At 74.5% G+C, this 22,264-nt stretch carries 17 protein-coding genes; 9 read left to right on the top strand and 8 right to left on the bottom strand.

The genetic code is table 11. The features are described 5' to 3' along the window. Positions 1-256: 256 nt before the first annotated feature. From ACIGHB_RS25670 to ACIGHB_RS25660, 3 genes are all read right to left on the bottom strand, one after another. Complete coding sequence (locus ACIGHB_RS25670) at positions 257-2,470, bottom strand: heavy metal translocating P-type ATPase (protein WP_399916169.1); 2,214 nt, start codon at positions 2,468-2,470, stop codon at positions 257-259. Positions 2,471-2,554: 84 nt separating this feature from the next. Then, positions 2,555-2,779, bottom strand: coding sequence for a cation transporter (locus ACIGHB_RS25665; protein WP_360317714.1), 225 nt, complete (start codon positions 2,777-2,779; stop codon positions 2,555-2,557). 47 nt (positions 2,780-2,826) lie between these two features. Next, positions 2,827-3,777 (bottom strand): PrsW family intramembrane metalloprotease, encoded by a 951-nt coding sequence (locus ACIGHB_RS25660; RefSeq protein ID WP_399916167.1) that lies wholly within the window; start codon positions 3,775-3,777, stop codon positions 2,827-2,829. Between the two features lie 64 nt (positions 3,778-3,841). Between ACIGHB_RS25660 and ACIGHB_RS25655 the strand changes: the two genes are divergently transcribed. Next, on the top strand, positions 3,842-5,050 hold the full coding sequence (locus ACIGHB_RS25655) for a cation:proton antiporter (RefSeq protein WP_360317710.1): 1,209 nt from the start codon (positions 3,842-3,844) through the stop codon (positions 5,048-5,050). Here ACIGHB_RS25655 and ACIGHB_RS25650 read toward each other — a convergent pair. Then, on the bottom strand, positions 5,028-5,681 hold the full coding sequence (locus tag ACIGHB_RS25650; RefSeq protein WP_399916165.1) for a TetR/AcrR family transcriptional regulator: 654 nt from the start codon (positions 5,679-5,681) through the stop codon (positions 5,028-5,030). The genes ACIGHB_RS25655 and ACIGHB_RS25650 overlap by 23 nt on opposite strands. Before the next feature lie 165 nt (positions 5,682-5,846). Here ACIGHB_RS25650 and ACIGHB_RS25645 point away from each other — a divergent pair, with 165 nt between their 5' ends. Next, the gene (locus ACIGHB_RS25645) at positions 5,847-8,114 is read left to right on the top strand and encodes an MMPL family transporter (RefSeq protein WP_399916163.1); all 2,268 of its coding nucleotides are present in this window, start codon (positions 5,847-5,849) and stop codon (positions 8,112-8,114) included. A gap of 167 nt (positions 8,115-8,281) precedes the next feature. Here the strand turns inward: ACIGHB_RS25645 and ACIGHB_RS25640 are convergent, their stop codons facing one another. Then, a complete protein-coding gene (locus ACIGHB_RS25640; protein ID WP_360317704.1) occupies positions 8,282-8,479 on the bottom strand; it encodes a MerR family transcriptional regulator in 198 nt (65 codons plus the stop codon). A 254-nt stretch (positions 8,480-8,733) separates the two neighbouring features. Continuing rightward, on the bottom strand, positions 8,734-9,654 hold the full coding sequence (locus ACIGHB_RS25635) for a sugar phosphate isomerase/epimerase (protein WP_360317701.1): 921 nt from the start codon (positions 9,652-9,654) through the stop codon (positions 8,734-8,736). A 179-nt stretch (positions 9,655-9,833) separates the two neighbouring features. Between ACIGHB_RS25635 and iolC the strand changes: the two genes are divergently transcribed. Genes iolC through mmsA form a run of 4 tightly spaced genes read left to right on the top strand, consistent with a single transcriptional unit; the run spans position 9,834 to position 15,008 of the window. Next, complete coding sequence (gene iolC / locus ACIGHB_RS25630; RefSeq protein ID WP_399916445.1) at positions 9,834-10,808, top strand: 5-dehydro-2-deoxygluconokinase; 975 nt, start codon at positions 9,834-9,836, stop codon at positions 10,806-10,808. Continuing rightward, complete coding sequence (gene iolB / locus ACIGHB_RS25625; protein WP_360317698.1) at positions 10,805-11,620, top strand: 5-deoxy-glucuronate isomerase; 816 nt, start codon at positions 10,805-10,807, stop codon at positions 11,618-11,620. Before iolC ends, iolB begins: the two co-directional genes overlap by 4 nt. Continuing rightward, a complete protein-coding gene (gene iolD / locus ACIGHB_RS25620; protein WP_399916443.1) occupies positions 11,611-13,473 on the top strand; it encodes a 3D-(3,5/4)-trihydroxycyclohexane-1,2-dione acylhydrolase (decyclizing) in 1,863 nt (620 codons plus the stop codon). The genes iolB and iolD overlap by 10 nt, the downstream gene beginning before the upstream one ends. Positions 13,474-13,505: 32 nt before the next feature. Further along, positions 13,506-15,008, top strand: a complete 1,503-nt coding sequence (gene mmsA / locus ACIGHB_RS25615; RefSeq protein WP_399916160.1) for a CoA-acylating methylmalonate-semialdehyde dehydrogenase — start codon at positions 13,506-13,508, stop codon at positions 15,006-15,008. A 99-nt stretch (positions 15,009-15,107) separates the two neighbouring features. On the opposite strand, the gene ACIGHB_RS25610 is transcribed toward mmsA, so the two are convergent. Continuing rightward, positions 15,108-15,545, bottom strand: coding sequence for a GNAT family N-acetyltransferase (locus tag ACIGHB_RS25610; RefSeq protein WP_399916159.1), 438 nt, complete (start codon positions 15,543-15,545; stop codon positions 15,108-15,110). A gap of 143 nt (positions 15,546-15,688) precedes the next feature. Here ACIGHB_RS25610 and ACIGHB_RS25605 point away from each other — a divergent pair, with 143 nt between their 5' ends. Continuing rightward, complete coding sequence (locus ACIGHB_RS25605; RefSeq protein WP_399916157.1) at positions 15,689-18,598, top strand: alpha/beta fold hydrolase; 2,910 nt, start codon at positions 15,689-15,691, stop codon at positions 18,596-18,598. Beyond that, positions 18,595-19,497 carry an ABC transporter permease gene (locus ACIGHB_RS25600; RefSeq protein WP_399916155.1) on the top strand — a complete coding sequence of 301 codons (903 nt, stop codon included), beginning with the start codon at positions 18,595-18,597 and terminating at the stop codon, positions 19,495-19,497. The genes ACIGHB_RS25605 and ACIGHB_RS25600 overlap by 4 nt, the downstream gene beginning before the upstream one ends. A gap of 46 nt (positions 19,498-19,543) precedes the next feature. Here the strand turns inward: ACIGHB_RS25600 and ACIGHB_RS25595 are convergent, their stop codons facing one another. Then, positions 19,544-20,260 carry a DNA-binding response regulator gene (locus ACIGHB_RS25595; protein ID WP_399916153.1) on the bottom strand — a complete coding sequence of 239 codons (717 nt, stop codon included), beginning with the start codon at positions 20,258-20,260 and terminating at the stop codon, positions 19,544-19,546. A gap of 268 nt (positions 20,261-20,528) precedes the next feature. Between ACIGHB_RS25595 and ACIGHB_RS25590 the strand changes: the two genes are divergently transcribed. Next, positions 20,529-22,121: a von Willebrand factor type A domain-containing protein gene (locus tag ACIGHB_RS25590; protein ID WP_399916151.1), complete on the top strand. Its 1,593-nt coding sequence runs from the start codon at positions 20,529-20,531 to the stop codon at positions 22,119-22,121. The last annotated feature ends 143 nt before the right edge of the window (positions 22,122-22,264 follow it).

Here is a 22,264-nt window from a genome sequence, read left to right as displayed (position 1 = left end):
ATTCCCCCCACGGGATCCGGGCCGGGCGTCCGGTGCGCGGTCTGCCGGGGTACGTACGGGAGGGCCGCTCAAGCTCCCCGTGCCGTGCCCCGGCCGCGCTTGCCTGTCGGGACGTCCCCCAAGACCTCCCGGCGAACGTCCCCCAAGACGTTCTGGCATCGCCCACTTAGACTCGCGAACAGCCCAGATGGTTACCCCCCAATATCTGTGATCTAGGTCTCTTTGTGAAGGACTTGTGCGTCACGTGTAGGTGAAATCAACGGAACCGGCGCAGGTGCAGGCTGTTCGTCACGACGAAGACGGACGAGAAGGCCATGGCCAGGCCCGCGATCATCGGGTTGAGCAGACCGGCCGCGGCGAGCGGCAGCGCGGCCACGTTGTAGCCGAAGGCCCACGCCAGGTTCCCCTTGATCGTCGCCAGGGTGCGGCGGGAGAGCCGGATCGCGTCCGCGGCGACGCGCAGGTCGCCCCGGACGAGCGTGAGGTCGCTCGCCTCGATGGCCGCGTCCGTCCCGGTGCCCATGGCGAGCCCGAGGTCGGCGGTGGCGAGCGCCGCCGCGTCGTTGACGCCGTCGCCGACCATGGCGACCGTACGGCCCTCCTCCTGGAGCCGCCGGACGACCCCGGCCTTCTCCTCCGGCAGCACCTCGGCGATCACCTCGTCGATGCCGGTCTCGGCGGCGACGGCCTCCGCGACGGTCCGGTGGTCGCCGGTGAGCAGGACCGGCCGCAGCCCGAGGGCGCGGAGCCGGGCGACGGCCTCGGCGCTGGTCTCCTTGACGGCGTCGGCGACCGTGAGGGTGCCGCGCAGGGCCCCGTCCCAGGCGACGAGCACGGCCCCGGGCTCGGTCCCGGGCGGGACAGGGACGGACTCGGCGGCGAGCAGCGCGGCCCGGCCGGCGAGGACGGTCCGTCCTTCGACGGTGCCGCGGACGCCGAGCCCGGGGACGTTCTCGAAGGTCTCGGGGACCGGCAGTTCGGCGACGGGGAGGCCGAGGCGTTCGGCGGCTCCGGCGGCGACCGCGCGGGCCACCGGGTGCTCGGAGGCGTGCTCCAGGGCCCCGGCGAGCCGCAGCAGCTCCTTCTCGTCGGTGCCGTCGGTGAGGCGGACGTCGGTGAGGGTCATCCGGCCGGTGGTGACGGTGCCGGTCTTGTCGAGGACGACGGTGTCGACGCGGCGGGTGGACTCCAGGACCTCGGGGCCCTTGATGAGGATGCCGAGCTGGGCGCCGCGCCCGGTGCCGACGAGCAGCGCGGTCGGGGTGGCGAGCCCGAGGGCGCAGGGGCAGGCGATGATCAGGACGGCGACGGCGGCGGTGAAGGCGGCGGTCGCGCCGGCGCCGGTGCCGAGCCAGAAGCCGAGGGTGGCCAGGGCGATGACCAGGACGACGGGGACGAAGACGGCGGAGACCCGGTCGGCGAGCCGCTGCACCTCGGCCTTGCCGCTCTGCGCCTCCTCGACGAGCTTCGCCATCCGGGCCAGCCGGGTGTCGGCGCCGACCCGGCCGGCCCGGACGACGAGGCGGCCGGAGACGTTGACGCAGCCGCCGGTGACGGCGGAGCCGGGGGTGACGTCGACGGGCAGGGACTCGCCGGTGAGCAGGGAGGCGTCGACGGCGGAGGCGCCCTCGGCGACGGTGCCGTCGGTGGCGATCTTCTCCCCGGGGCGTACGACGAAGAGCTCGCCGGTCCGCAGCTCGGCGACCGGCACCCGTACCTCGTGGCCCTCGCGGAGGACGGCGACGTCCTTGGCGCCGAGCTCCATCAGGGCCCGCAGGGCGGCGCCCGCCTTCCGCTTGGCGCGGGCCTCCAGGTAGCGCCCGAGCAGGATGAAGGTGACGACGCCGGCGGCGACCTCCAGGTAGAGGGCTCCGGAGGCGTCGGCGCGGTCGACGGTGAGGTCGAAGCCGTGGCGCATCCCGGGCATGCCGGCGTCGCCGAGGAAGAGCGCCCACAGGGACCAGCCGTAGGCGGCGAGGGTGCCGACCGAGACGAGGGTGTCCATGGTGGCGGCGCCGTGCCGGAGGTTGGTCCAGGCGGCGCGGTGGAAGGGGAGGCCGCCCCAGACGACGACGGGGGAGGCGAGGGTGAGGGAGAGCCACTGCCAGTTGTCGAACTGGAGGGCGGGGACCATGGCGAGCAGGACGACGGGCGCGGCGAGGACGGCGGAGACGGTCAGCCGTCGGCGCAGCGCGTCGAGCTCGGGGTCGCCCTCCCGCTCCTCCCGCCCCTCCGGCGCCTCGGGCTCCGGCGGGGCGGGCTCCTCGGCGGTGTAGCCGGTCTTCACCACGATGGCGATGAGCGCGTCGACGCCGACCTCGGGGGCGTGCTCGACGTGTGCCTTCTCGGTCGCGTAGTTGACGGTCGCGGTGACGCCGTCCATCCGGTTGAGCTTCTTCTCGACGCGGGCCGCGCAGGAGGCGCAGGTCATCCCGCCGATGGTCAGCTCGGTGACGGTGGTGCTGGGCATGGGCGGTTCCAAAAAGGGGAGCGGGGCCGTACCCGTAACGGTACGACCCCGCTCGGACGGCGGTGCGGCGTGTGGTCGGACGAGTCAGACGAGCTCGTAGCCGGCCTCGTCGACGGCGGCGGCGACGGCCTCGCGGTCGAGCGGGGCGCCGGAGACCACGGTGACCTCGCCGGTCTTGGCGACGGCCGTGACCGAGGAGACGCCGGGCAGCGCGGAGATCTCGCCGGAGACGGCGCCCTCGCAGTGGCCGCAGGTCATGCCCTTGACCTGGTACACGGTGGTGAGTTCGGTCTGCGTCTCGGCGGCCATGGGTTCTCCTCTTCGGTTCGGAGTCTTACCCTGCCGATGTTATACCCCTACGGGGTATGGACTCCACTCGTGTCCGGTGCGCGTCGCGTCAGCGATCTCAGCCACCCCAGTCCCACCAGGGTCACCAGTACCAGACCCCCCACCGAGAAGAGGGTGAAGAGGTGCTCCTGCCGGGACGTGGGCTCCGGGAGGTACCCCTGGGCGAAGAGTGAGCGGTCGAGGTCGGTGGTGGTCAGCCGGAGCACCAGCCAGAGCGCGATCCCGTGCATCGAGTCCCAGAGCGCGTGCAGCGCCGCCACGCCCAGGTAGGTGCCGACGACCGCCCCGGTGAGCCGGAACCGCCCGTCGGGGCGGCGGAAGGCGAAGAGCACCGCGCCGGCGATCGCCGTCCACAGGCCGTGCCCGAAGGGGGCGAGGAGCCCGCGCAGGATCTCGGTCTCCAGGAGCGACCGCAGGTCGATGCCGTCCATGGTGACGGCCGCGTTGAAGGCGTACCCGGCGCTCTCGAAGGCCGCGAAGCCGAAGCCGACCGTCCCGCCGAGCACCAGGCCGGCACGCCGGCCGCGCAGGTACGGGCGGTGCCGGACGACGAACATCAGGGCGGCGAGCTTCACCGCCTCCTCGATCAGCCCGACGCCGAGGAACATCCACAGCGAGGGGTGGAGGAGGTAGTACTCCATGACCGAGGCGCCGAGGACGCCCAGGATGCCGCCGGTGACGAAGCAGCCGAGGATCACCGGCAGGCCGAGGTCGCGGCCGTGCCGCTCGTACGCCCACAGGACGAAGACGCCCGGCACCAGGAAGCTGCCCAGCAGGATCAGGGTGGGCAGCAGGGTGGTGTTGGCGGTGGCGTACGTGACCACCACGGTCAGCGCCCACAGCGCGAGCCCGCCCCACAGGCAGCGCTTCCACAGCCCGGGGCGCGGCCCCGGAGGCTCCGGGGGAGCCGGTGGCGGTGGCGGGGGAGGGGTCTGGGCTGTGGGCCGGTACTCGTACATCCGCGGGCCTCCAAGTCCCTCCGCCGACGGGGCATCTGACCGGAGCTTATGGTAGATACCCGATATGTCGCATTCGGGGAGCACGCTCGTCCTGATCATGGTGATCGCCGTCCTCGCGCCCCTGCTGGCGTACGGGGTGGGGCGCCGCGTCCCCGTGCCGCTCGCCGTCTTCGAGATCGTCCTCGGCATCGTCATCGGCCCCGACGTCCTCGGCTGGGCGCACTCCGACGCGCTGATCGACGGCCTCTCGGAGCTCGGCCTCACCATGCTCATCTTCCTGGCCGGGTACGAGATCGAGTTCGGCAAGGTCCGCGGCGACACCCTCAGGCGCGCGGTGTGGGCCTGGGTCGTCGCGCTCGCCCTCGGGCTGACCGCGGGGATCCTGCTCGGCGGCGGCTATTCCACGGGCGTCTTCATCGGCGTGGCCCTCACCAGCACGGCCCTCGGGACGGTCCTGCCCGTGCTGCGCGACTCCGGCGGGCTGCGCGGGCGCTTCGGCTCGGTCGTCATGGCCTTCGGCGCGGTCGGCGAGTTCGGGCCGATCATCGCCATGGCGCTGCTGCTCAGCGGGCGCAGCGCGGCCGAGTCCACGGTGCTGCTCGCGGTCTTCGCCGCGCTCACCGCCGCCGCCGTCTACTGGGCGCTGCGGCCCCGGCCGCCGTGGTTCGCCACCGTCATCGCCAAGACCCTGCACACCAGCGGTCAGTTCGCGGTCCGCTTCGTCTTCCTGCTGCTCGCCCTGATGCTCGGGGCCTCGACGGCGCTCGGCCTCGACGTCCTGCTCGGCGCCTTCGCCGCCGGGCTCATCACCCGGCTGGTGCTGACCGGGGCGGCGCCCGAGGCGGGCCCGGAGATCCTCGGCAAGGTCGAGGGGGTCGGCTTCGGCTTCCTCGTGCCGGTCTTCTTCGTCGTCACGGGCATCGAGTTCGACCTGGACTCGCTGCTCTCCGGCGGCCGGGCGCTGGTGCTCCTGCCGGTCTTCCTGGTGCTCTTCCTGGTGGTGCGCGGCGGCCCGATGTGGTTCCTGGCCCCGCGCGACCTCGACCGGAAGGACCGCGGCGCGCTGGTCCTGTACGGCTCCACCGCGCTGCCGCTCGTCGTCGCCATCACCACCATCGGCCTGGACGACGGGGCGCTGTCGGCGGGCGAGGCGGCGGCGCTCGTGGGCGCGGGGATGGTCTCCGTCCTGGTCCTCCCGCTGCTCGCGATGCGGGCGCGGGCGGGGCGGGACCAGGGGGCGGCGGAGGAGGTCAGCGGGTCGGAGGCGTGGTGACCGCGGCCTCCTCCCCGGTGAAGAGCGGGGCCAGGTAGCGGAGCAGGACCTTCTTCAGCTCGGCGGCGGCGGCGTCCCTGACCGGCCCCTCGGGCGCGGCGACGATCAGCGCGAGACCGCCCTTGAAGACGGCGAAGGCCATGTCGGCGATCCGGTCCAGCTCCTCGGCGGACGGGCCGGGGGCGGCCCGCGCGCCGATGAGCTCGCGGACCTGGCGGAGCAGCGAGGCGTGCAGCTCGTCGTGCTCCTCGGCGATCCGGCCGGGCACGTCGGAGCCGTGCATCAGGGCGAGGAAGGCCGGGTTGAGGCAGTTGAACTCGATCATCGGGTCGAGCACCGCGTCGATCAGCTCCGGCAGTGGCAGCGCCATGTTCTCCGGGGTGAAGACCCGGCCGTGGCGCTCGCGCATCTCGTGGATGAGCCGGCCGCCCAGCTCGACGGCGATCGCCTCTTTGTTCGGGAAGTACTGGTAGAGCGTGCCGGGCGAGACCTTGGCCTCGCGGGCGATGGCGTTGGTGCTGCTCGCCGTGTAGCCGTTGGCGCAGAACACGGCGGCGGCCGCCTGGAGCAGCTGGGAGATGCGGCGTTCGCCGCGGGCCTGTCGGCGGCGCGGCTTCGGGTCCTCGGGCATGGCTGTCCCCAGCCCTCCTCGATACGCGTTGACAAACACGAGAGGTCGCTCGCATTCTAGAAATACGCGAGTGGTCACTCGTGTTTGCCAGTCTATGGCAATGGGCGGCCCTCGTGACCTGCCGGGAAGCGAGCGCGAGGGCCACGGTGAAGGGGACACCGCGTCATGTCCGAAGTCAAGAAAGCACCCCCCGTGCGGGGTGACGGCCCGGTCCGGGGCGGGGGATGGACGCGGTTCGTGACCGCGCGGCCGCGGCTCACCCTGCTCGTCGCCCTCGTCCTCACCGCCCTCGCGGTCCTCGCCGGCGGCGGCGTCGCCGACCGGATGGGCAGCGGCGGCTGGGAGGACCCGGCCGCCGAGTCCAGCTACGCCACGAAGGCGCTGGAGCGGGAGTTCCCCGGCTCCCAGCCCAATCTGCTGCTCCTCGTCGACGCCGGTGAGGCCGGCGTCGACGACCCCGCCGTGGTCGCGGAGGCCCGCCGGCTCACCGAGCGGCTCGCCGCCGAGCCCGGCGTCGAGGGCGTCGGCTCCTACTGGGTCGGCGGCTCGCCCGCCCTCCGCTCCGAGGACGGCACCCAGGCCGTCGTCGCCGCCCGGATCGCCGGCGAGGAGAAGGCGGCCGGTGAACTCCTCGACCGCATCGCGCCGGAGTACCGCGGCACCCACGGACCCGTCGAGGTCACCCTCGGCGGCGGCCTCGCCGTCCGCCACGAGATGCAGCAGATCATCCAGGAGGACCTGCTGCGGGCCGAGCTGATCGCCCTGCCGCTCACCCTGGTCCTGCTCGTCATGGTCTTCGGCAGCGCCGTCGCCGCCCTCCTGCCGCTCGGCGTCGGCATCGTCGCCATCCTCGGCACCAACGCCGTGCTGCGCGGGATCACCGAGTTCACCGACGTCTCCGTCTTCGCGCAGAACCTCACCACCGCGCTCGGCCTCGGCCTCGCCATCGACTACGCGCTCTTCGTCGTCCGCCGCTACCGCGAGGAGCTGGCCTCCGGCGCCGACCCCGCCACCGCCGTCCGCACCACCCTGCGCACCGCCGGGCGGACCGTGCTCTTCTCCGCCCTCACCGTCGCCGTCTCGCTCGCCGCGATGCTCGTCTTCCCGCAGTACTTCCTGCGCTCCTTCGCCTACGCGGGCATCGCCGTCGTCCTGCTCGCCGCGACCGCCGCCCTCACCCTGCTCCCCGCCGCCCTCGTCCTCCTCGGCCACCGGGTCGACGCCCTCGACCTGCGCCGCCTGCTCCGGCGCCGCCGCGCCCCCGCGAAGGACGCGCCCGCGGGCACCGGCTGGTCCCGGACGGCCGGCCTGGTGATGCGCCGGGCGCCCGTCTTCGCCGTCCTCACCACCGCCGGCCTCGTCCTGCTCGGACTGCCCTTCCTCGGCGTGAAGTTCGGCACCGCCGACGACCGGCAGCTGCCCCCCTCCGCCACCTCCCGGATCGTCCAGGAGGAGCTCCGCGCCGGCTTCCCCGGCGACCCCGGCGGCAGCATCGCGGTCCTCGCCGAGGGCCCCGCCACCCCCGCCGAACTCGCCGCCTACCGCGAGCGCGTCGCCGCCCTCGACGGCGTCGTCCGGGTCGACGGCCCCGTCGTCACCGGCACCGGCGCCGACACCAGGGCCTACTACAGCGTCGTCCCCGAAGGCCCCGCCGTCGGCGACGGGGCGCAGCGCGCGGTCGGCGAACTGCGCGCCGCCGACGCCCCCTTCACCACCTCGGTCACCGGCCAGGCCGCCGTCCTCGTCGACTCCAAGGACGCCATCGCCGAGCGGCTGCCCTGGGCCGCCGGCATCATCGTCCTCGTCACCCTGCTCCTCGTCTTCCTGCTCACCGGCAGCGTGATCGTCCCCGTCCAGGCCGTCCTCCTCAACGCCCTCAGCCTCACCGCCATGTTCGGCGCCGTCGTCTGGGTCTTCCAGGACGGGAACCTCTCCGGACTCCTCGGCTTCACCGCCACCGGCGACATCGAGACCACCCTGCCGGTGCTTATGTTCTGCGTGGCCTTCGGCCTCTCCATGGACTACGGCGTCTTCCTGCTCTCCCGGATCAAGGAGGAGTACGACGCCACCGGCGACCACGAGGGCGCCGTCCGCTTCGGCCTCGCCCGCACCGGCGGACTCATCACCGCCGCCGCCGTCATCCTCGCCGTCGTCATGGTCGCCATCGGCACCTCCCGGGTCACCAACACCAAGATGCTCGGCCTCGGCGTCGCCCTCGCCGTCGTCATGGACGCCATGGTCGTCCGCAGCCTCCTCGTCCCCTCGGTCATGAAGCTGACCGGCCGCCTCACCTGGTGGGCCCCCGGACCGCTCCGCCGCTTCCACGACCGCTTCGGCATCAGCGAGTCCGAGCCGCCCGCGCCCCCCGCCACCCCCGCCGCCCCGCCCGGCGAGACGGAGGAGATACGCGAGCCCGTCGCCACCCGGGGCTAGGCCGGCCCTCCGCGACCCCGCCCGGCCCTCCGGGGCCCCGCACGGCTCGCGGCTACCCCGCACGGCTCGCGGCTACCCCGCCCGGCTCGCGGCGGCGCCGGACGTGCCGCGGCGCCGCCCCCCGGGACTCCACCGGAGGACGGCGCCGCGCGGGCCGGGCGGGCGGATCAGTCGCGGCGCGCCCGATTGCCGGGACGGCTCGCGACCCAGGCGCGGACGGTGTCCGCGTACCAGAAGGGCTTGCCCGCCTCGACCCGGTCGGGCGGCGGCAGCAGCCCGTGCTTCCGGTAGGAGCGGACCGTGTCCGGCTGGACCCGGATGTGCGCGGCGATGTCCTTGTACGACCAGAGGTTCCTGTCCGTCATTGCCTGTGCCTCCCTCACGCCCCGTGCGCGCAGCGGTGGCGGGGGGTGCCGTTCGGGGGCGCTGCGGGCGGTGGTGTCGGTGAAATCACCGGTCCTGTGCCCGCCGGAGGGCCCGCTCCGACGCCCCGGGGGCGGCTGTCGACCGGCTGTGACGCGGAGCCCGCGAAACCGCGACACTTGTGACGGGTGAGGAACCTTCGTGACGGAAGTGACGAACGGTCACGGCGGCGCGCCCCCGTGCGCGGAGCCCCCCGTCACACCCCGCACGAGCGGAGGTAGCCGCGGGTGCGCAGGGCGATCGGATAGGGGGCGTCCGGCTCGCACGGGTACATGTCCTGCTCCACGATCGCGAAGAGCTCCACGTCCAGCGCCGCCGCCGCGGCGAGCACCGGCTCCAGGGCCGGCACACCCGTCGGCGGCTCGCACATCACGCCCCGCGCCACCGCCGGGCCGAAGGGCAGGCCCTCGGCCCGCACCGCCGCCAGCACCGCCGGATCCACCTGCTTCAGATGGAGGTAGCCGATGCGCTCCCCGTAGGTCTCGATCAGCTTCACGCTGTCCCCGCCCGCGTACGCGTAGTGCCCGGTGTCCAGACAGAGCGCCACCGCCTCCGGATCGGTCGCGTCCAGGAACCGGGTCACGCTCTCCTCGTCGTCCAGGTGCGTGTCGGCGTGCGGATGGACCACGATCCGCAGCCCGTACCGCTCCCGCACCTCACGGCCCAGGCGCTCGGTCAGCGCGGTCAGATCCCGCCACTGCTCCGCCGTCAGCACCCGGTCCTCCAGCACCTCACCGGTCCTGTCGTCCCGCCAGAAGGACGGGATCACCACCAGATGCCCGGCGCCCATGGCCTGCGCCAGGGCCGCGTTCTCCGCGACGTGCGCCCAGGTCCGCTCCCACACCGCGGGCCCGTGATGCAGCCCGGTGAAGACCGTGCCGGCCGACACCCGAAGCCCGCGCCGGGAGGTCTCCTCGGCCAGCAGCGCCGGATCGGTCGGCAGATAGCCGTACGGACCCAGCTCGATCCACTCGTAACCGGCCCCCGCCACCTCGTCGAGGAACCGCTGCCACGGCACCTGCCGCGGATCGTCCGGGAACCACACCCCCCAGGAGTCCGGGGCGGAACCGATGCGGATACGGGCGGGCGACGGCGACGGCGGCGGCGGCTTCGTCATGCCAGCCACCTTGACCGCGCCCCGGACCAGCGTCAAGACACCAGCCGGACGTGCGGGGCATCCGTCCGAATGTCCTGACATATCGTTGACACTCCTCCCGGCGGAGGGCTAGACCTGGAGACGGACGCCGGAGTCGAGAGGTGGCACGGGTGGAGTCGGAGCCGTACGACCTGATCACCATGGGGCGGCTCGGCGTCGACCTCTACCCCCTCCAGAGCGGCGTCGGACTCGACCGGGTCGAGACCTTCCGGCGGTTCCTCGGCGGCTCCCCGGCCAACGTGGCCGTCGCCGCCGCCCGCCTCGGCCGCCGCACCGCCCTGATCAGCCGCACCGGCGCCGACCCCTTCGGCGCCTACCTCCGGCGCGAGCTCAAGGAGTTCGGGGTGGACGCCCGCTGGGTCACCGAGGTCCCCGCCCACCCCACCCCCGTCACCTTCTGCGCCCTCTTCCCGCCCGACGACTTCCCCCTCACCTTCTACCGCCGCCCCAAGGCCCCCGACCTGGAGATCCACCCGCGCGAACTGGACCTCGACGCGATCCGCGCCGCCCGCGTCCTGTGGACCACCGGCACCGGCCTCAGCGAGGAGCCCAGCCGGACCGCCACCCTCACCGCCCTGCGCGCCCGCGCCGGCCGCCCCCACACCGTCCTCGACCTCGACTGGCGGCCCGCCTTCTGGCCCGACCCGGCCACCGCCCGCCCCCACTACACCGAGGCCCTGCGGCACGCCACCGTCGCCGTCGGCAACGCCGAGGAGTGCGAGGTCGCCACCGGCGAACGCGCACCGGAGGCCGCCGCCCGCGCCCTCCTCGGCCTCCTCGCCCCCGGCGACGCCGGCACCGTCCCGCTCGCCGTCGTCAAACGCGGACCCGAGGGCGTCCTCGCGCTCGCCGCCGACGGCCGTCGCGCCGAGGTCCCCCCGCTCCCCGTCGAGGTCGTCAACGGCCTCGGCGCAGGCGACGCCTTCGGCGGCGCCCTCGTCGACGGCCTCCTCGCCGGCCTCCCCCTCGCGGACACCCTGCGCCGCGCCGGCGCCGCCGGCTCCATCGTCGCCGGCCGGCTGGCCTGCGCCCCCGCCATGCCCACCGCCGCCGAGATCGACCGCGCCCTCGCCGCCGGCTCGGGCACCCTCCCGACCGAGGACGACCCCTGGTGACCACCCGCCGCCTCCACCTCCCCGCCGGCAGCGCCGCCCGGGGCCCCTACGCCCTGGACGTCGACCCCGGCACGGCCGGATGGAGCCGGTCCGCGCTCCGCGTCCTCGACCTGCCGCCCGGCGGGGAACACGCCTTCGACAGCGCGGATCTCGAATGGGTCGTGCTTCCCCTCGCCGGGGGCTGTACCGTGCGCGTCGACGGGGAGTTTTTCGAACTCGGGGGCCGCGCGAGCGTGTTCGCCTCCGTGACCGACTTCGTCTACGTACCGCGCGACGCCCACGCCCAGATCGCCTCCGGCGCGGGAGGCCGCTTCGCTTTGGCAGGAGCGAAGTGCGAGCGACGACTCCCCGCCCGCTACGGCCCCGCGCCGGAGGTTCCCGTCGAGGACCGAGGCAGCGGCGACCGCGCCCGCCGCGTACGGAACTTCGCCGCGGCCGACGCCTTCCCCTGCGACCGGCTGATCGCCGTCGAGGTGATCACCCCCGGCGGCCACTGGTCCTCCTACCCGCCCCACAAGCACGACGAGCACCACCCCGGGACCGAGTCCGTCCTGGAGGAGATCTACTACTACGAGATCGAGGACCCGCGCGGCTACGCCTACCAGCGGATCTCGCCCTCCCGGCCCGGCGGCGCCGACCTCCTCGCCGAGGTCCGGCAGGGCGACGCCGTCCTCGTCCCCGACGGCTGGCACGGCCCCTCGATCGCCCAGCCGGACCACGACCTCTACTACCTCAACGTCATGGCCGGACCCGGCCCCGCGCGGGAGTGGCGGATCAGCTTCCACCCCGACCACACGGAGGGATACCGGTGAGGCGCCTCACCGTGGCCCAGGCCCTCGTCCGCTTCCTGGCCGCGCAGTACACCGAACGCGACGGCGAACGGCACCGGCTGATCGCCGCCACCTGGGGCATCTTCGGCCACGGCAACGTCGCCGGGATCGGCCAGGCCCTGATCGAGGAGGACGGCATGCCCTTCCTCCAGGGCCGCAACGAACAGGCCATGGTCCACGCCGCCGTCGGCCACGCCCGCCAGACCGGCCGGCTCTCCGCCCACGCCGTCACCACCTCCATCGGCCCCGGCGCCACCAACCTCGTCACCGGCGCCGCCCTCGCCACCGTCAACCACCTCCCGGTGCTGCTGCTCCCCGGCGACACCTTCGCGACCCGCCCCGCCGACCCGGTCCTCCAGCAGCTCCAGCAGCCCCACGCCGGCGACGTCTCCGTCAACGACTGCCTGCGCCCCGTCTCCCGGTACTTCGACCGGATCGGCCGCCCCGAGGCCCTGATCCCGGCCGCCCTGGAGGCCATGCGGACCCTCGCCGACCCGGCCGCGACCGGCGCCGTCACCCTCGCCCTCCCGCAGGACGTACAGGCGGAGGCGTACGACTGGCCGGAGGAGTTCTTCGCCGACCGGACCTGGACGGTCCGCCGCCCCCGCCCCGACCGGGCCGAACTCGACGCCGCCGCGCGGGCGCTGCGGGAAGCCGACCGCCCCCTCCTCGTCGCCGGCGGCGGGGTCCGGCACAGCGCCGCGGAGGACGCCCTGCGGCAGCTCGCCGAAAGCGCGGGGCTCCCCGTCGCCACCACGCAGGCCGGCAAGGGCGCGCTCCCGTACGACCACCCCTGCGAGGTCGGCGGCCTCGGCCACACCGGCACCGCCACGGCGAACGACCTGGCCCGCACCGCCGACCTGGTCATCGGTGTCGGCACCCGCTACACCGACTTCACCACCGCCTCCGGCACCCTCTTCGCCTCGGACGCCCGCTTCCTCAACCTCAACATCACCGGCTTCGACGCCCACAAGCAGGGCGCGCGGCTGCCGCTCGTCGCGGACGCCCGCGAAGGACTCACCGCCCTCGCCGACGCCCTCGGCGACCACCCGGCGCGCCCGCTGACCTGGACCGCCGCGAAAGCCGCGTGGGAGGCCCGCGTCACCGCCGCCTACGCGGCCCCGGACGAGACCGCCCGCCCCACCCAGGCCCAGGTCCTCGGCGTGCTCGACACCCTGGTCGACGCCACCGACATCCTGATCAACGCCGCCGGCTCGCTCCCCGGCGACCTCCACAAGCTCTGGCGGACCCGCTCCCGCGACCAGTACCACGTCGAGTACGGCTACTCCTGCATGGGCTACGAGATCCCCGCCGCCGTCGGCGTCCTCCTCGCCGCCCCCGGCCGGCCCGTCTGGGCGCTCGTCGGCGACGGGACGTACCTGATGAATCCCACCGAGATCGTCACCGCCGTGCAGGAACGGCTGCCCCTCAGACTGGTGATCCTCCAGAACCACGGCTACGCCTCCATCGGCGGCCTGTCCGAGGCGGTCGGCGCCGAGCGGTACGGCACCGACTACCGCCTCCGGGACGGCGAGGGGGGATTCACCGGCCCCCCGCTCCCCGTCGACCTCGGCGCCAACGCGGCCTCCCTCGGCCTGCGGGTGCTGCGCCCCCGAACCGTGCGTGACCTGCGGGAAGCCCTCGCGGACGCCCGCGCCGCCACGGATCCCACATGTGTCTACATCGAGACCGAAACGGGCGACAGTGTGTCGGGCCCGCCTCCGGCCCAGGCGTGGTGGGATGTGCCCGTGGCCGAGATCTCGACCCGCCCGTCGGCGGTCAAGGCCCGCGAGGAGTACGACCGGCACGTCACCGCCCGGCGCCGCCGTCTCTGAAGGCACCGAAGGCTCTGAAGGAGTAACTCGTCATGACGAAGAGCGTCCACCACTGGATCGGTGGCAAGACCGTCGAGGGCACGTCGGGCAACTGGGGCCCGGTCACCGACCCGGCCACCGGCGCGGTCACCACCCGGGTCGCCCTCGCCTCGGTGGAGGAGGTCGACGCGGCCGTCGCCGCCGCGAAGGACGCCTTCGCCACCTGGGGCACCTCCTCGCTGGCCCAGCGCACCACGATCCTCTTCGCGTTCCGCGCGCTGCTCGACGCCAACCGCGACGCCATCGCCGAGCTGATCGTCGCCGAGCACGGCAAGGTCCACTCCGACGCCCTCGGCGAGGTCGCCCGCGGCCTGGAGATCGTCGACCTGGCCTGCGGCATCACCACCCAGCTCAAGGGCGAGCTCTCCACCCAGGTCTCCAACCGCGTGGACGTGGCCTCCATCCGCCAGCCGGTCGGCGTCGTCGCCGGCATCACGCCCTTCAACTTCCCGGCCATGGTGCCGATGTGGATGTTCCCGATCGCCATCGCGACCGGCAACACCTTCATCCTCAAGCCGAGCGAGAAGGACCCGTCCGCCTCCCTCAAGATCGCCGAGCTGCTCGCCGAGGCCGGCCTGCCGGACGGCGTCTTCAACGTCCTGCACGGCGACAAGGTCGCCGTCGACCGCCTCCTGGAGCACCCGGACGTCTCCGCGATCTCCTTCGTCGGCTCGACCCCGATCGCCCGGCACATCCACATCACCGCCTCCGCCAACGGCAAGCGCGTCCAGGCGCTCGGCGGCGCCAAGAACCACATGCTGGTCCTCCCGGACGCCGACCTCGACGCCGCCGCCGACGCCGCCGTCTCCGCCGCGTACGGCTCCGCCGGCGAGCGCTGCATGGCCATCTCCGCCGTCGTGGCCGTCGGCGCCATCGGCGACGAGCTGGTCGAGAAGATCCGCGAGCGCGCCGAAAAGATCAAGATCGGCCCCGGCACCGACCCGAGCTCCGAGATGGGCCCGCTCATCACGGCCGTCCACCGCGACAAGGTCGCCTCCTACGTCCACGGCGCCGAGGCCGAGGGCTGCCAGGTCGTCCTCGACGGCACCGGCTACACCGTCGAGGGGTACGAGGACGGCCACTGGATCGGCCTCTCCCTCCTGGACCACGTGCCGACCACCGCCAAGGCGTACCAGGACGAGATCTTCGGCCCGGTGCTGTGCGTGCTGCGCGCCGAGACGTACGAGGAGGGCCTGGCCCTCATCAACGCCTCGCCGTTCGGCAACGGCACCGCGATCTTCACCCGCGACGGCGGCGCCGCCCGCCGCTTCCAGCTGGAGGTCGAGGCCGGCATGGTCGGCGTCAACGTGCCGATCCCGGTGCCGGTCGGCTACCACTCCTTCGGCGGCTGGAAGGACTCGCTCTTCGGCGACCACCACATCTACGGCAACGACGGCGTGCACTTCTACACCCGCGGCAAGGTCGTCACCACCCGCTGGCCCGACCCGGCCGACGCCCCCGCCGGCGTGGACCTGGGCTTCCCGCGCAACCACTGACCCGCAGGGTCGTACGACGGCCCCCGGAGTGCGCACCGCCGCACCCCGGGGGCCGTCGGCCGTCCGCGGGGCGGGTGTACGGGGCGGGCCGGTGTCGCCTCAGGCGCCCTCGGCGCCGAAGGACCAGGCGAGGACCGCGCACACCCCGTCGTCCGAGGCGCCCGCCGAGCGGTACGTGGCGAGCGCCGGGCCGTTGTCCGTGTCCACCGGCACCCACGCGCCCGCGCACCCCCGCTCCCGGGCGACCGCCACCAGCGCCTCCGTCAGCGCCCGGCCGAGACCGCGCCGCCGGTACGGCTCGTCGACGCCCAGTTCGTACAGGCACAGCTCGGCGCCCTTGTCCGGATGGAGCATCTCGATCCCGGTCACGAACCCTGCGGGCGTCCCGTCCGGCGCGTACCCGATCAGCATCAGGTGCCCGGGGGAGGCGAGGAAACGCTCCGCCCACTCGGCGCGCGCCGGACCGTCGTACAGGTGCGAAGCCGCGAGCAGTTCGCCCACCGTCTTCGCCCGCCGGATCACGAACCCGTCCGCCACCGCGTCTCCCTCACCGCCGCCGCCGGCCGCGCGCGTACCGCGACCGCTGTACGCGGACCGTACTGGGTACGACTCCAGGAGGCCGTGGATTTCCGCCCCGGGGCAGCCGTGCCGACACAGGCGGTCCGCCTAGGCTCGGGACCATGCGACTCCGACTTCCCCGGTGGGCCGCGGTCACCGCCGCTCTCACCGTCCTCGCGGGCGCCGGCGCCCTGACCGCCGTCGCCCAGGACGAACCCCCGCCCGTCCAGCGCGAGGACCGGGCCCTCGACCTCGACGGGGTGCGGATCGACACCTCGTACTTCACCGGCGAGGGCTCAGGCCGCCGCCCCGCCGTCCTGCTCGCGCACGGCTTCGGCGGCTCCAAGGACGACGTCCGCCCGCAGGCCGAGCGGCTCGCCCGCGACGGCTACGCGGTCCTGACCTGGTCCGCCCGCGGCTTCGGCGCCTCCGGCGGACAGATCGGCCTCAACGACCCCGACCACGAGGTCCGGGACGTGAGGAAGCTCGTCGACTGGCTCGCGGCCCGGCCCGAGGTCCTCCTCGACAAGGCCGGAGACCCGCGCGTCGGCGTCACGGGCGCTTCCTACGGCGGCGCGATCTCCCTGCTCGCGGCCGGTCACGACCCCCGGGTCGACGCCATCGCCCCGCAGATCACCTACTGGAACCTCGCCGACGCCCTCCTCCCCGGCGACGTCTACAAGAAGCTGTGGGCCGGCATCCTCTTCTCCATGGGCACCCCGGGGGCCTCCCTCCCCGGGACCACCCCCGAGGCCGACTCGGGGACCGGGCCCGACACCGGGTCCGACACTGGGTCCGACACCGGGTCCGGCCCCGGGTCCGACGCCGGGCGGCGCCCCTCCGAGGGCGCGCCCGGGAACACCGCCCGGGGAGCCGACGCCGTGGGCGCCGACGCCCGGGCCGGCGCCTGTGGGCGCTTCGCTCCCGAGATCTGCGCCCTGAAGGAACGTGTCGCCGTCTCCGGCCGGCCCGACGCCGCCGCCCGCGCGCTCCTGGAGTCCCGCAGCCCCTCCGCCGTCGGCGACCGCATCAAGGTCCCCACCCTCATCGTGCAGGGCCAGACCGACTCCCTGTTCACCCTCGACCAGTCCGACGCGATGGCCCGCGCCCTCGCCGCCAACGGCGCCCCCGTCGCCGTGGACTGGGCGGCCGGCGGCCACGACGGCGGCGACCGTGAGACCGAGCGGGTCGAGGACCGGGTCGGCGCCTGGTTCGACCGCTGGCTGAAGCGGGACGCCTCCGTCGACACCGGCCCCGCCTTCCGGGTCAGCCGCACCGGCGGCGTCGACTCCACCGACGGCCGGGCCACCCTTCGCGCCGCCACCGCCGACCGCTACCCGGGCCTGCGCGCGGACACCCGCTCCCTCGCCCTCGGCGGGCCGCCGCAGAGCTTCACCAACCCGGCCGGAGGGGCACCGCCCGCCGTGTCCGCCGTGCCCGGTCTCGGAGGCGGCCTCGGCGGCCTGTCCTCCTCCCTCGGCGTCGGACTCGCCCTCGACTTCCCGGGCCAGCACGCCCGTTTCGACGCGGCCCCGCAGAGCGCGCCGCTCCGCGTCACCGGCACCCCGACCGTCCGCGTCAAGGTCACCTCCACGGCCGCCGACGGCTCCGCCGTCCTCTTCGCCAAGGTGTACGACGTCGGGCCCGACGGGCGGCAGCAGGTGCTGCCCTCCCAGCTCGTCAGCCCGGTCCGCGTCGAGGACGCCGGCAAGGGCCGGTCCGTCACGCTCACCCTGCCCGCGATCGACCACGAGGTGGAGGCGGGTCACCGGCTCCGTCTGGTCGTCTCGGCCACCGACCTCGGCTACGCCTCCCCGGTCACCACCGCCGGCTACACCGTCGCCGTCGAGGGCCCCCTCACCGTGCCCACGGCGCCCGGCGTGACCACCCAGGCGGCGGGGCTGCCCTGGTGGGTCTGGGGCCTGCCGCTCGCCGGTCTCGCCGTCGCCGCGGCGCTCCTGCTGACCGCCCGCCGCCGCACGGCGGGCCCGGCGCCGGACCCCGCGCTCGCCTCCGTACCGCTCCAGATCACCGGCCTGTCGAAGAAGTACAAGGGCGGCGAGCGGTACTCCGTCCGCGACCTCTCCTTCCGGGTCGAGCAGGGCCAGGTCCTCGGTCTCCTCGGCCCCAACGGGGCCGGGAAGACCACCACCCTGCGGATGCTGATGGGCCTGATCACCCCGGACGAGGGCGAGATCCGGGTCTTCGGCCAGGCCATCCGGCCCGGAGCCCCGGTGCTCTCCCGGGTCGGCTCCTTCGTCGAGGGCGCGGGCTTCCTGCCGCACCTCACCGGCCGGGAGAACCTGGAGCTGTACTGGAAGGCCACCGGCCGCCCGGCCGAGGACGCGCACCTCGACGAGGCACTGCGCATCGCCAACCTGGGCGGCGCCCTCCAGCGGGCCGTCCGCACCTACTCCCAGGGCATGCGGCAGCGGCTCGCCATCGCCCAGGCCATGCTCGGCCTGCCCGACCTCCTCATCCTCGACGAACCCACCAACGGCCTCGACCCGCCGCAGATCCGCGAGATGCGGGAGGTGATGATCCGGTACGCCGCCGCCGGCCGTACCGTCATCGTTTCCAGCCACCTCCTCGCGGAGGTCGAGCAGTCCTGCACCCACCTCGTCGTCATGGACCGGGGACAGCTCGTCCAGGCCGGCCCGGTCGCCGAGATCACCGGCGCCGGTGACACCCTCCTCGTCACCCTGGGCGCGCCCGTCGGCGACGCGCTCGTCGAGAAGATCGCCGCCCTGCCCGGTGTCGGCTCCGCGGTCCGCGCCGAGGACGGGCTCCTGGTCCGCCTCGGCGCCCCCGTCGACGCTCCCGCCGACACCGCGACCACCAGCACCGCGACCACCGGCACCGCGGCCACCGGCACGCCCGCCGGCACCCCCGCCGACGTGACGGCCGACGCGACGGCCGACGTGACCGCGCTGATCGGCGAGCTCGTCCGTCTGGACGTCCCGCTGACCGGGGTCGGCCCGCACCGACGCCTGGAGGACGCCTTCCTGACCCTGATCGGAGGATCCGCATGACCGCGACGGCCACCGGCCCCGGCCCCGGCTCCCGCCCCGAGAGCCCCGCGCCCGAAGCCCTCGCCCCCGGCTACCGCCCCGGGCGCACCCTTCCGCTGCGCGTCGAGGCCCTGCGCCAGTGGAAGCGCCGGCGCACCCTGGTGATGGCCGGGGTGCTCGCCGCCCTGCCCTTCGTCCTGATCGTCGCCTTCGCCATCGGCGGCCCCGACGGCGACGACCGCGGCGGCCGGATCACCCTCATCGACACGGCGACCGCCTCGGGCGCCAACTTCGCGGCGACCTGCCTCTTCGTCTCGGCCGGTTTCCTCCTGGTCATCCCCGTGGCGCTCTTCTGCGGCGACACCGTCGCCTCGGAGGCCGGCTGGTCCTCGCTCCGCTATCTGCTCGCGGCGCCCGTACCGCGCTCCCGGCTGCTCGCCGCCAAGCTGGCGGTCGCGCTCGGCTACAGCACCGCGGCGCTCTTCCTGCTGCCGCTGCTCGCCCTGGCCGCCGGCACGGTCGCCTACGGCTGGGGCCCGCTCCAGCTGCCCACCGGCGGCTCGCTCCCGGCGGGGGAGTCCGTTCTCCGGCTGCTCATCGCCACCTCCTTCGTCCTCGTCTCCCAACTGGTCACCGCGGGCCTCGCCTTCTGGCTCTCCACCCGCACCGACGCCCCGCTCGGCGCGGTCGGCGGCGCCGTCGGACTGACCATCGTCGGCAACGTCCTGGACGCGGTCACGGCCCTGGGCGACTGGCGCGACTTCCTGCCCGCGCACTGGCAGTTCGCCTGGATCGACGCCCTTCAGCCCCGGCTGGAGTGGGGCGGCATGGCCCAGGGGGCGGCGATCTCCGTCACCTACGCCCTGGTCCTCTTCGCCCTCGCCTTCCGTGGCTTCGCCCGCAAGGACATCGTGTCCTGAGCGCCGTGCCCCGGGCGCCGTGTCCTGGGACCCGGCGCCCCGGGTGTCACAGCCACCCCCTCCGAGCCGCTTCCGCGCCCGCGCGGAAGCGGCTCGTCGTTCCCAGGGCCGCCATCAGCTCGCCCACCCGCCGGCTGTACGTCCGCGCCGACATCCCCAGCCGGGCCGCCGCCGCCTCGTCCGTCAGCCCCGAGAGCAGCGCCTCCAGGACCGGCCGCAGCTGCTCCGGCGGCTCGCTCGGGGACCGCGGCGGCGGGATGTGCCCCAGCTCCTCGGCCGCCGTCCAGCAGGCGTGGTGGGTCCGCACCAGGGCCTGCACCACCACCGGGTCCCGGATCAGCAACAGCCCGTTGTACAGCAGCTCCAGATCGAGCGGGACCGCCGCCACCGTCCGGTCCACCACGATCAGCTTGAACGGGATCGCGTCGGCGAACCGCGCCCGCCCGGGTATCCGCGGGCCGTCCTCGACCCGGGGCAGCGCGTGCCGGGGCACGACCCGCCGCACCTCCCCGGCCCGCTCCGCCGCCGCGCGCATGCACGCGGCCGCCAGCTCCAGGAACGGCCCGGGGATGGCGCGCTCCGCCGAGGCCACCGGATCGTCGAAGGTCAGCAGCTCGTGCCGGGTCGAGGCGGCCAGCCCGGCGAGCGCCGCGCTGATGCGCCGCGCCCCCCGGACCGGGCGCCCCGCCGGCCGCTGTCCCTCGGTCACGGCCCGGTTCATCGCCGAACGGGCGAGCACCACGGAGCCCGCGCTCTCTGCCACCGCTGACCACCCCCGCCGGATCGATGTCCACTCTATGTACTCATGTGACTGCTTACGGTGACAACCCCTGTGGACAAACCTGGCGTCTCCATGCCATCCGACCCCGTTCCGCCTCCCGTTGCCACATCGAGATCCATCCGCAACACCTTCGCGGGGTCCGCGCACGCCTCCCGTTCGTCACAGTTCGCAGGAGCCGGGCGCGGCTCCCGTCGCACCCGGCGGTGACCCGTGCCCGGAACAAGGTCCGTACAGAAACGGGGAGTTGTCCATGAACCGTGCTCACAGGAGAAGCGGCGTCCTCGCCGCGGCGCTCGTCGCCGGGCTCCTCCTCGGCGGCTGCGCCGGCACCGGGAAGGAGTCGGCGAGCGACGGCCACAAGGCCGCCCCGTACGTCCCCGACGGCGGCCGTACCGCGGCGCCCCAGCCGTCCGCGGCGCCGCCCTCCGCGGCCGAGGGGCAGGCCACGGACGGCCCCGAGGGCGAGCTGCGGGCTCCCACCCGTACCCCCGACTACCTCTCCACCTTCGCCCTCGACGTCGACACCGCCTCGTACGGCTACGCCCGCCGCTCGCTCGCCGAGGGCGAGCTGCCCGACCCGTCCACCGTCCGGCCCGAGGAGTTCGTCAACAGCTTCCGCCCCGACTACCCGCGCCCCGCCGACGACGGCTTCAGCGTCACCGTCGACGGCGCCGCCACCGGCGCCGAGGGCTGGTCGCTCGTCCGGGTCGGCCTCGCCACCCGCGGCGCCGACCCGGCGGGCGAACGCCCGCCCGCCGCCCTCACCTTCGTCGTCGACGTCTCCGGTTCGATGCGCGAGCCCGGCCGGCTCGACCTCGTGCAGCACTCCCTGCGGCTCGCCGCCGACCAGCTGCGCGACGACGACTCGGTCGCCCTGGTCGCCTTCAGCGACGAGGCCGAGACCCTGCTGCCGATGACCCGGCTCGGCGAGGCCCGCCACCGCGTCCGCGAGGCCGTCGACGCGCTCGCCGTCCGCTCCTCCACCAACCTGGAGGCGGGACTGCGCACCGGCTACGACGTGGCGTCCGAGGGCCGCCGCGACGGCGCCACCAACCGGGTCGTGCTGCTCTCCGACGCCCTCGCCAACTCCGGCGAGACGGGCGCCGACGCCCTCCTCGGCCACATCGACGAGCAGCGCAGGGAGCACGGCATCACCCTCTTCGGCGTCGGCGTCGGGAGCGACTACGGCGACGAGCTGATGGAGCGGCTCGCCGACAAGGGCGACGGCCAGACCACCTACGTCTCCACCCGCGAGCAGGCCCGCAAGGTCTTCGTCGACCAGCTGCCCGCCCACGTCGAACTGCGCGCCCGGGACGCCAAGGCGCAGGTCGCCTTCGACCGGGAGACCGTGGAGCGGTTCCGGCTGATCGGCTACGAGAACCGCGCGGTCGCCGACGAGGACTTCCGGAACGACCGGGTCGACGGTGGCGAGGTCGGCGCGGGCCACACCGTCACCGCCCTGTACGTGGTGAAGACGCGGCCCGGCGCGAGCGGCCGGATCGCCACCGCCACGGTCCGCTGGCTCGACCCCGGGTCCCGCTCCCCTCGGGAGCGTTCGGGCACCGTCGAGGCCGCGGGGCTGCGTGCCGGGCTGTGGGACTCCGGTCACGACAGCCTCCAGCTCTCGGCGATCTCGGCCTACTTCGCGGAGCGGCTGCGCGGTGGTTCGCTGCCCGGCGCCCCGCGTCTGGGCGAACTCGCCGTGTACGCCGACGGCATCAGGGGGCGGTCCGGTTCGGCCGTGGTCGGCGAGCTGGCCGAGGCGGTGCGGCAGGCGGACCGGCTGATCGGGGAACGCCCGGAGGGCGAGGGGGAGTTCACGTCCTCCGACCCGTACGCCTGAGAGAGCCCGGGGGTGGGCCCCGCCCCGGCGGGGGGGGGCCCCCGGGGGGCCCCGGGGCGCCGCCGCGGGGGGGGGCAGAAAGTCCCCAGGGCCCCCCCCGGGTCGCCCCCGCCCGCGGGAGCCACCCCCCCGAAACCCCCTGT

This window comes from Streptomyces sp. NPDC085460 (genome assembly GCF_044541975.1).
Taxonomy (GTDB): Bacteria; Actinomycetota; Actinomycetes; order Streptomycetales; family Streptomycetaceae; genus Streptomyces.
Note: the sequence above shows the minus strand (reverse complement) of the source record. Positions and strands in the feature narration are given on the sequence as shown.

Coding starts and splice junctions, on each gene's coding strand:
- ACIGHB_RS25650 (WP_399916165.1), bottom strand. CDS start 5,681: ATGCCCGAGGACCCGAAGCCGCGCCGCCGACAGGCCCGCGGCGAACGC.
- mmsA (WP_399916160.1), top strand. CDS start 13,506: ATGACGAAGAGCGTCCACCACTGGATCGGTGGCAAGACCGTCGAGGGC.
- ACIGHB_RS25645 (WP_399916163.1), top strand. CDS start 5,847: ATGTCCGAAGTCAAGAAAGCACCCCCCGTGCGGGGTGACGGCCCGGTC.
- iolC (WP_399916445.1), top strand. CDS start 9,834: ATGGGGCGGCTCGGCGTCGACCTCTACCCCCTCCAGAGCGGCGTCGGA.
- ACIGHB_RS25660 (WP_399916167.1), bottom strand. CDS start 3,777: ATGTACGAGTACCGGCCCACAGCCCAGACCCCTCCCCCGCCACCGCCA.
- ACIGHB_RS25670 (WP_399916169.1), bottom strand. CDS start 2,470: ATGCCCAGCACCACCGTCACCGAGCTGACCATCGGCGGGATGACCTGC.
- ACIGHB_RS25655 (WP_360317710.1), top strand. CDS start 3,842: ATGTCGCATTCGGGGAGCACGCTCGTCCTGATCATGGTGATCGCCGTC.
- ACIGHB_RS25590 (WP_399916151.1), top strand. CDS start 20,529: ATGAACCGTGCTCACAGGAGAAGCGGCGTCCTCGCCGCGGCGCTCGTC.
- ACIGHB_RS25600 (WP_399916155.1), top strand. CDS start 18,595: ATGACCGCGACGGCCACCGGCCCCGGCCCCGGCTCCCGCCCCGAGAGC.
- ACIGHB_RS25665 (WP_360317714.1), bottom strand. CDS start 2,779: ATGGCCGCCGAGACGCAGACCGAACTCACCACCGTGTACCAGGTCAAG.
- ACIGHB_RS25640 (WP_360317704.1), bottom strand. CDS start 8,479: ATGACGGACAGGAACCTCTGGTCGTACAAGGACATCGCCGCGCACATC.
- ACIGHB_RS25635 (WP_360317701.1), bottom strand. CDS start 9,654: ATGACGAAGCCGCCGCCGCCGTCGCCGTCGCCCGCCCGTATCCGCATC.
- ACIGHB_RS25605 (WP_399916157.1), top strand. CDS start 15,689: ATGCGACTCCGACTTCCCCGGTGGGCCGCGGTCACCGCCGCTCTCACC.